The organism is Plastoroseomonas hellenica, from assembly GCF_018129085.1.
Taxonomy (GTDB): Bacteria; Pseudomonadota; Alphaproteobacteria; order Acetobacterales; family Acetobacteraceae; genus Plastoroseomonas; species Plastoroseomonas hellenica.
The window spans coordinates 1-7,010 of the sequence record NZ_JAAGBB010000106.1 but is presented as its reverse complement, the minus strand read 5'-3'; the positions used below and the strand labels follow the sequence as shown (position 1 = coordinate 7,010).

9 protein-coding genes and 2 pseudogenes are annotated in these 7,010 nt (G+C 72.2%); 2 read left to right on the top strand and 9 right to left on the bottom strand.

All coding sequences use genetic code 11. The features are described 5' to 3' along the window. Positions 1–566, bottom strand: a pseudogene (locus tag GXW71_RS33890) (hypothetical protein); the annotation flags it as partial. Beyond that, positions 563–1,270 carry a helix-turn-helix transcriptional regulator gene (locus GXW71_RS33885; RefSeq protein ID WP_211858394.1) on the bottom strand — a complete coding sequence of 236 codons (708 nt, stop codon included), beginning with the start codon at positions 1,268–1,270 and terminating at the stop codon, positions 563–565. The gene GXW71_RS33885 and the pseudogene GXW71_RS33890, both read right to left, overlap by 4 nt. Positions 1,271–1,360: 90 nt before the next feature. Between GXW71_RS33885 and GXW71_RS33880 the strand changes: the two genes are divergently transcribed. Continuing rightward, complete coding sequence (locus GXW71_RS33880; RefSeq protein WP_211858392.1) at positions 1,361–2,275, top strand: DMT family transporter; 915 nt, start codon at positions 1,361–1,363, stop codon at positions 2,273–2,275. Positions 2,276–2,297: 22 nt separating this feature from the next. On the opposite strand, the gene rutD is transcribed toward GXW71_RS33880, so the two are convergent. The 7 genes from rutD to GXW71_RS33845 all read right to left on the bottom strand — a co-directional run bounded on the left by rutD (position 2,298) and on the right by GXW71_RS33845 (position 6,038). Further along, on the bottom strand, positions 2,298–3,071 hold the full coding sequence (gene rutD, locus GXW71_RS33875) for a pyrimidine utilization protein D (RefSeq protein ID WP_211858390.1): 774 nt from the start codon (positions 3,069–3,071) through the stop codon (positions 2,298–2,300). Beyond that, the gene (gene rutC, locus GXW71_RS33870) at positions 3,068–3,454 is read right to left on the bottom strand and encodes a pyrimidine utilization protein C (protein WP_211858388.1); all 387 of its coding nucleotides are present in this window, start codon (positions 3,452–3,454) and stop codon (positions 3,068–3,070) included. The genes rutD and rutC overlap by 4 nt, the downstream gene beginning before the upstream one ends. 25 nt (positions 3,455–3,479) lie before the next feature. After that, a complete protein-coding gene (locus GXW71_RS33865; RefSeq protein ID WP_211858386.1) occupies positions 3,480–4,442 on the bottom strand; it encodes a Bug family tripartite tricarboxylate transporter substrate binding protein in 963 nt (320 codons plus the stop codon). Between the two features lie 91 nt (positions 4,443–4,533). After that, positions 4,534–4,902: a DUF2155 domain-containing protein gene (locus GXW71_RS33860; protein WP_211858384.1), complete on the bottom strand. Its 369-nt coding sequence runs from the start codon at positions 4,900–4,902 to the stop codon at positions 4,534–4,536. After that, on the bottom strand, positions 4,899–5,117 hold the full coding sequence (locus GXW71_RS33855) for a hypothetical protein (RefSeq protein ID WP_211858383.1): 219 nt from the start codon (positions 5,115–5,117) through the stop codon (positions 4,899–4,901). Before GXW71_RS33855 ends, GXW71_RS33860 begins: the two co-directional genes overlap by 4 nt. Next, positions 5,114–5,644 (bottom strand): outer membrane lipid asymmetry maintenance protein MlaD, encoded by a 531-nt coding sequence (gene mlaD / locus GXW71_RS33850; protein ID WP_211858380.1) that lies wholly within the window; start codon positions 5,642–5,644, stop codon positions 5,114–5,116. The genes GXW71_RS33855 and mlaD overlap by 4 nt, the downstream gene beginning before the upstream one ends. A 4-nt stretch (positions 5,645–5,648) precedes the next feature. Then, a complete protein-coding gene (locus GXW71_RS33845; protein ID WP_246527142.1) occupies positions 5,649–6,038 on the bottom strand; it encodes an NADH-ubiquinone oxidoreductase subunit NDUFA12 family protein in 390 nt (129 codons plus the stop codon). Between the two features lie 295 nt (positions 6,039–6,333). Between GXW71_RS33845 and GXW71_RS33840 the strand changes: the two are divergent. Then, positions 6,334–7,010: pseudogene (locus GXW71_RS33840) on the top strand (hypothetical protein); the annotation flags it as partial.

The following is a 7,010-nucleotide window of genomic DNA, read 5'->3' as shown; positions in this document are numbered from 1 at the left end:
GCCGCCTCCCGCGCCGCCTCGCGCGCGAGGCCGGCGCGCTCCGCCTCCGCCTCCGCCGTCGCGATGGCGGCCGCAGCCGCCGCCTGGGCGAGGTGGAGCGACGCCGCCTCCTCCCGCAGATGACGGGCCAGGGAGCGCAGGACCAAGGCGCCGCGCAGCGCTTCCTCGGGCGGGGCCGGGACGGCGAGCAAGGTCTCGGCGGGAAACAGCGCCAGCCGGCGCAGCACCGGCAGCATGGCGGAGAAGGCGCGGGCGCGGCGGGCAGCCTCGGCTTCCGCGTCACGGGCAAGGGCCTCGGCACGGCGCTGGCGCTCGAGCGCCAGGTCATAGAGGCTATCGGCCTGCTGGGCACGGCGGGCCGCGGCGACCCGCTCCTCCGCCAGGCGCTGCTCCTCCTGCTCCGCGGCCTCGGCGCGGCGGGCGGCGGCGGCGGCCTCCGCGCGGGATGCGGCGGCGGCGCGCTCCGCCTCCCGCATCTGCTCGCGCGAGGGGTGCTGCGCCGGCGCGGCAGGCGCCAGCGCAAGCAGCAAGGCGAGGACGGTCGGGGCAAGGACTCGGCCGGTCACCCGAAGAGCTTACCATCGGCCGCGCGCGACTGCTGCAAGACGAACCAGCCCTCCAGCAGCTTGCCGCCCGCGGTCGGGAAGACCTCCTCCAGCAGGGTCGAGGTCAGGATGCGTTCGACGCGGAAATGACGGTAATCCCGGCGCAGCTCGCACCAGGCGCCGAGCAGGGTCACGTCGACATAGTAGAGCATGGCGATCGGCCAGACTGTGCGGTGGCTGCGCCGGCCCTCGGCATCCGCATAGGTGATCCGGATCTTCCGCGTCTCCCGGATCGCCCGCCGCACATCCGAGAGATCGATCCCCTCGGGAACCGCGGCGCTGCCGTCGGAGACGAAGAAGGGCGCCGCGGCGACACCGGACCGCAGCCTGTCCGGCAGGATGGTGGTGATCTTGGCGAGGACGGCGTCGGCCGCGTCCTGCAGGCCAGGATCGCGCAGCCGGCGCACCAGCCGCGCGCCCACGGCGATCGCGTCGATCTCATCCGCGGTGAACATCAAGGGCGGCAGGTCGAAGCCGCGGCGCAGGACATAGCCGATCCCGGCTGCGCCTTCGATCGGGATGCGCCGCGCCTGCAAGGTGGCGATGTCGCGATAGACGGTGCGGACCGTGACCTCGAGCTGCTCCGCCAGGGTGGCGGCCGTGATCGGGCGCGGCGCGATGCGCAGCGCCTGGATGATGTCGAACAGCCGACCCGCCCGCCGCATGCCAGCCTCCCGCCATTCGGCCCGGCACTCCTGACATAACCCTGTCAGGAGGGGACCGCCAGACTGCGTCCATCAATCGCGGAGGCGGGCATGCGAGGCGACCTGGCGACGGCGCCCGGCATCGGGCAGGCGATCCGACGGCGATCGGGCGATGGCGGGTGGCTCGGCGTTGCGCTGATCGCCGCATCGGCGCTCACCTTCAGCACCGCCGGCTTGTTCACCGGCCTGATCCAGGCCGATGCCTGGACCATCCTGTTCTGGCGCAGCCTGTTCGGCGGGCTGTTCATCGGCGCCATCATCCTCCGGCAGCATGGGGCGGCGAGTGCCGGCGCCTTTCGCGCGATCGGCCGGCCGGGCCTGCTCGCCGCCGGCTGCTCGACGGTCGGGACGATCTGCTTCGTGCACGCGCTGCGGCTGACCACGGTGGCCGACGTCACCGTCATCTACGCCACGGCGCCCTTCATCGCCGCCGCCGTGGCCTGGCTCTGGATGCGGCAACGGGAGAGCCGGACGACATTAGGCGCGAGCCTGCTGGCGCTGCTGGGGGTGATGGTGATGTGCGGCCCGGTCCGGGCGGAGGGGCATCTGGCCGGGAATCTGCTTGCCCTGGCGATGACCGCGCTGATCGCCACCATGATGGTCATCATCCGCCGGCATCGGGGCGTCTCGATGCTGCCGGCCGCCTGCCTCTCGGCCTTCGCCTGCGCGCTTGTCGTCTGGCCCTTCGCCAGCCCAGTGCGCGTGACCGGCACGGAGATGCTGTGGCTCGCTCTCTTCGGCACGGTTCAGTTCGGGGGCGGCCTGCTGCTGCTCACGCTGGGCAGCCGGCTGATGTCGGCGGCACGCGCGGCGCTCATCGGCAATCTCGAGCTACCGCTGGCGCCGCTCTGGATCTGGCTCGCCTTCGGGGCTTGGCCGCCGCCTGCGACCTGGATCGGCGGCGCGATCGTCATGGCGGCCCTGGCGCTGGACATGGCGGCCGGCCAACGCCGGACCGCCGCGTAGTCGCGGAGCGGCCGCCGTAAGATCAGGCCGAAAGCAGGAATTCGGCCATCGCCGCATTGAACGGCTCCGGCTGTTCCACGGTGAAGGCGTGGCCGCCCTGCTCCGTCAGCCAGAGCCGCGCTGCCGACAGGCCTTCCGCCAGTGCCTGCGACGCCGTCCAGGGCACCAGCAGGTCGTCGCGCGATGCCGCGACCAGCGCCGGCGTCGCGATATCAGCCAGATCCGCGCGGGCATCGAAGGCGCGCAGCGCGCCGATCCGCTTCAGCAGGTTTCCGGCGCCCTGGAAATGCGCCGTGCCATGCGCGACCTCGGCCAGGATCTTCTCCTGGTTCGCAGAGAGATAGGGCGCGGTGTGCAGGAACAGCGGCTGCGCCGCGACATAGGCCGCAGGCCCCTGTGATTGCAGGATGCCGAGCCGGATGTCGAAGCAGCGCTCCGTGTGCCGGTCCGCCTTCGCCCAGGCATTCACCAGCACCATGCGTCCGAGGCGCTCCGGATGGCGCCGCGCGATGTCGAGCCCGACCAGGCCACCGAGCGCATGACCGAGGAAATGCGCCCGTGCGATGCCGGCCGTGTCCATCACCACCAGCACGTCATCCGCCATGTGCCCGATCGTGTAGCCATCGGGGAGCGGCCCGGCGTTGCGGCCGGTGCCGCGTTGGTCGAACAGCAGGATCCGGAAGTGGGGCGCGAGTGCTGCCATCTGCGGCGCCCAGAAACCCGCGGCGCCGCCGAGCCCGGCGGAGAGCACCACTGCCTCGGCCGCATCGGCGCGGCCGGCGATCTCGTACTTCACGTGCCGATATGCGCGACGGTCGCGATCTCGACCAGGGCGCCCGGCTTCACCAGCCCGCACTGGATGCAGTAGCGTCCGGGCTTGTCGCCCGGGAAATACTCGGCATAGACGGCGTTCAGCGCCGCGTAGTTCGCCCAGTCGGTCAGGAAGATGTGGTTGAACACCACATCGGCCATGGTGCCGCCGGCCGCCTCGACGACGCCCTTGATCGTCTCCAGCACCAGCCGCGTCTGGGCAGTAGCGTCGCCCGGATACATGACGTTGTTGTCCTTGTCGAAGGGCAGCGTGCCGGAGACGTAGAGCACGCCATCGGCCAGCGCGCCCGGCGAATAGGGTGCCAGCGGCTTGCCGGAACCGGCGGGAATGACGGGGGCGAAGGGCATGGGATCGTCCTCTCCTTGGATCTGATCAATCGGCGCGGATGCCGGCGACGCGCACCAACTCGGCCAGGCGCTGCGTCTCCGCCGCGATGAAGCGGCCGAAATCGGCGCCGGGCATGGCGCGCGGCAGGGAGCCGCTTTCGGCGATGCGCGCCGCGACCACCGGATCCCGGGTCGCGGCCAGTGCCTCGGCCTCCAGCCGCGCGAGCCGGTCGGCCGCGACGCCGCGCTGAGCGAAGAGCCCGAACCAGCCGACCGAGACGAGATCCACGCCCGCTTCCCGCAAGGTCGGCACATCGGCGAAGGCGGGCACGCGGTCCGCGCTGGTCACCGCCAGCGCCTTCATCCGCCCGCCCCGCACCAGCCCCGCGGCCGCGGATATCGTCTGGAACATGACGTCGACGCGCCCGGCCATCAGGTCGGTATTGGCAGCCCCGGTCTCCCGGTACGGCACATGCGTCAGGTCGAGGCCGGTCGCGATGCCGAACTGCGCGCCGGCCAGATGCAGCGACGTGCCGTTGCCGATCGAGGCATAGGTGGCCGGCCGGCGACGCGCCAGGGCCACGAACTCCGCCACGCTGTTCGCGGGCAGCTCCGTCGGCACCACCATGATGTTCGGCACCACCGCCAGCATGGCGATCGGTGCGAAGTCACGCTCCGCGTCGAAGGGCAAGGCCGCGAAAAGATAGCGGTTCACCGCGATCGGTACGCCGTTCAGCAGCAGGGTATGGCCGTCCCGCTCGGCCTGGGCGGCCACAGCGGTGCCGATGTTGCCGCCGGCGCCGGTGCGGTTCTCGATGACCATTGGCTGGCCGAGGCCGCGCGTCATCTGCTCACCGACCGTGCGTCCAAGGAAATCCGCGGCACCGCCCGGGGGGAAGGGCACGATCATGCGCAGGCCGCGGTCGGGATAGAAGGCATGGGCAGGTCGGGGCGCGAGGGCCGCGAATGCCGACGCGGCAAGCACGCCGCGGCGCGACAGCGGGTTCATGAAGCCTCCTTGGCCGCGCGGCGCGGCAACCTGGCCAAGCAAGCGGCGGGCCAGGGAAGGAGGCGAGAATCTCAGAGGCCGATCGCGGCCCTCAGCGGCATTCCAGCACGCGGATGTCGTAGACCGGGTGCTCCAGCATGTTCACGCCGGGGGCATTGGCGAACATCCAGCCGCGGAACACCACCGCGGCACCGCGCGCCGCGCGGCTGTCGGCGATCTCCATGAAGGCAGCCGCGTCCGGCACCTCGTCCGGCGGGCGCGCATTGCAGGCGGCGACCCGGATCGAGAGCGTGCCGAAGCGCGCCTCCTGCCCGACCGGCGCATCCAGCACCGTGATGCGCGCGGTGACCTTGTCAAGCGCCTGGAGATGGGCGCTGCGTGCGGGCACCCAGCCTTCCTGGTCCTGCGCGATGGCGGGCAGAGCCAGCAGCGTGGCGGCCAGGGCGAGGACGGCCTTCATGGCAGCCGCTTCGGGCTGGGCAGCGCGGCGATGAGATCGGTCAGCACACGGCGCATCGCGGCCTCGTCCACGCCCATCAGGATCGCGTCCTCGAAGACGTCGCGCAGCAGGGTCGCCGCCTCGCGGTGGTTCTCCTCGAGGGTCTTGATCTTCTCGCGGCAGGACACCGGCTCGCCGTCGGCGCCCGGCCAGAGGCGCGGGGCATCGAGGCTCATCGCGGTGCTGCCGGCGCCGGCGCCTGCGGGGCGGCCGGTGCGCCGGCCTCGGGGGTCTGGCTGCGGTTGCTGTTCATCTCGGTGACCGAGAATATGAAGCGCCCGAGCAGGCTTTCCAGACTGACCGCCGATTGCGTGATATCGATGCGCTGGCCGTCGCGCAGGATGCGGTCACCGCCGCCCGGCACCAGCGCGACATATTTGCCGCCGAGCAGCCCTTCGCTGGTGATCTCGGCCGAGGTGTCGGACGGCAGCCGCAGGCTGCCATCGACGCGCAGCGTGAGCTCGGCGAGGAAGCTTTGCGGGTCGATCCGCTGGTTCACCACCTGCCCCACCTTCACACCCGCGATGCGCACATCGGCGCCGGGCGCCAGCCCGTCGATGCGATCGAAGCGCGCCGTCAGGGTCAGCCCGCCGGAGACGGTGGCGCGGCCGCTGTTAGTGATGGCATAGGCGAGGAAACCGGCGGCGATCAGCAGCACCGCCGCCCCGGTCAGCAGCTCCGCGATACCCCGACGCTGGGCCATGGGGTCAGGCCCCCGGCGTCCAGGCCTGGTAGTCGCCGGCGGGGTTCACCGGGCGCCCTTCCTTGTACTGGCTACCCGGCGGCCGCCAGGCCTCCGCGGTGCCGGTCCGGTTCGCGAGATGTGGCTTCTGCCAGGCGTGCTGCGGCTCCGCCGGCAGCGGGTCCCGGGTGGTGTGATGCAACCAGCCCCACCATTCCGGCGGCACCGCGGAGGCCTCGGGGCGGCCGGCATAGAGCACGAAGCGCTTCGGGCGCCCGTCCCGGAGCGCGCGCTTGGCCTGCCAATAGGTGTTGCCGGCGGCATCGCTACCGATCCGGCGCGCCGAGAGGCGAATGAAGAAGCTGGTCAGGAACGACATGGCGCGGACCATCGCATAATAGATATGCCGCCTCAAGCGCCGGCGCCGCCTCCGGCGGCTTGGCTTCCGCGCTGTCAGGGCAGCATTGGCGATGACTGTTGGTCGCGCGCGGGGCCGCATTCGCGGCCCCGGGGCGTCGCTGCGCTCGCCCCGCAGGAACGGGTGGCGGCCTGCGGCCGCAGGCCCTCGCTCTCCGAAGCCTTGGCGGAGGTAGGGTGCCGCCGCGAGTTGGCCTGCTTCCCCTCTTTTCCACAACATAATGGGGTCATCGCACAGTGGGCACACCAGATACGGCTTCCCGAGTCCCTTGGGGCTGACTTAGCATTGGTCCATGGCAATCCTCACCGGCACCCTTTGGGAAGGAATCGCGCTCCGGCGCCTGAAGGCTTCGGCGGATCCGGATCAGGCACCACGCGCCGTCGCGCTCCCGGCGGCCTGGCCGGATGCGGAAGCCGCCGCCGCGGCGCTGGCCGCCATCGCCCCGGGCGCCGGGCCGGTGACCCTGCCCGGCCTCGCGGAGCGCTGGATCCGGCGGCTGGAGGCCAAGGGCCGCGCGCTTGGCCTCGTCGCGGACAGCGAATTCGCCCAAGGGCTGCGTGCGCTGCTGCTGGCCCGGCGCGGGGCGCCGGGCCTGCCGGTCTGGCGCGGGGAATGCCGCACGGCGGAGACGCCGCGCTTCGTGCTGAACCTCTCGGCCTTCCTGGACGCCGCCGGCGGCTTCGACGCCGCGGCCTATGGCGCCGCGGTGGCGCTGGCCGTGCGCACCGCGGAGATCGTAGGCGAAGGCCGCGCGGCACGGCTGTCGATCGGCTTCGCGGATCTCGCCGGCTTCCTCGCCGCCCATGGGCTGCGCTACGCCGGCGCCGAGGGGCGGGAAGCCGCCGCCGCCCTTGCCGCGCTCACGCTCGGCGCCGCAGAGGCCGAATCGGGGCGCATCGCCGATCTGCTGGGCGCGCGGGAGCCGCTCCGCCTGTTCTGGCCGCCGGCGCCCGCCGCCTGCGCGGTGCC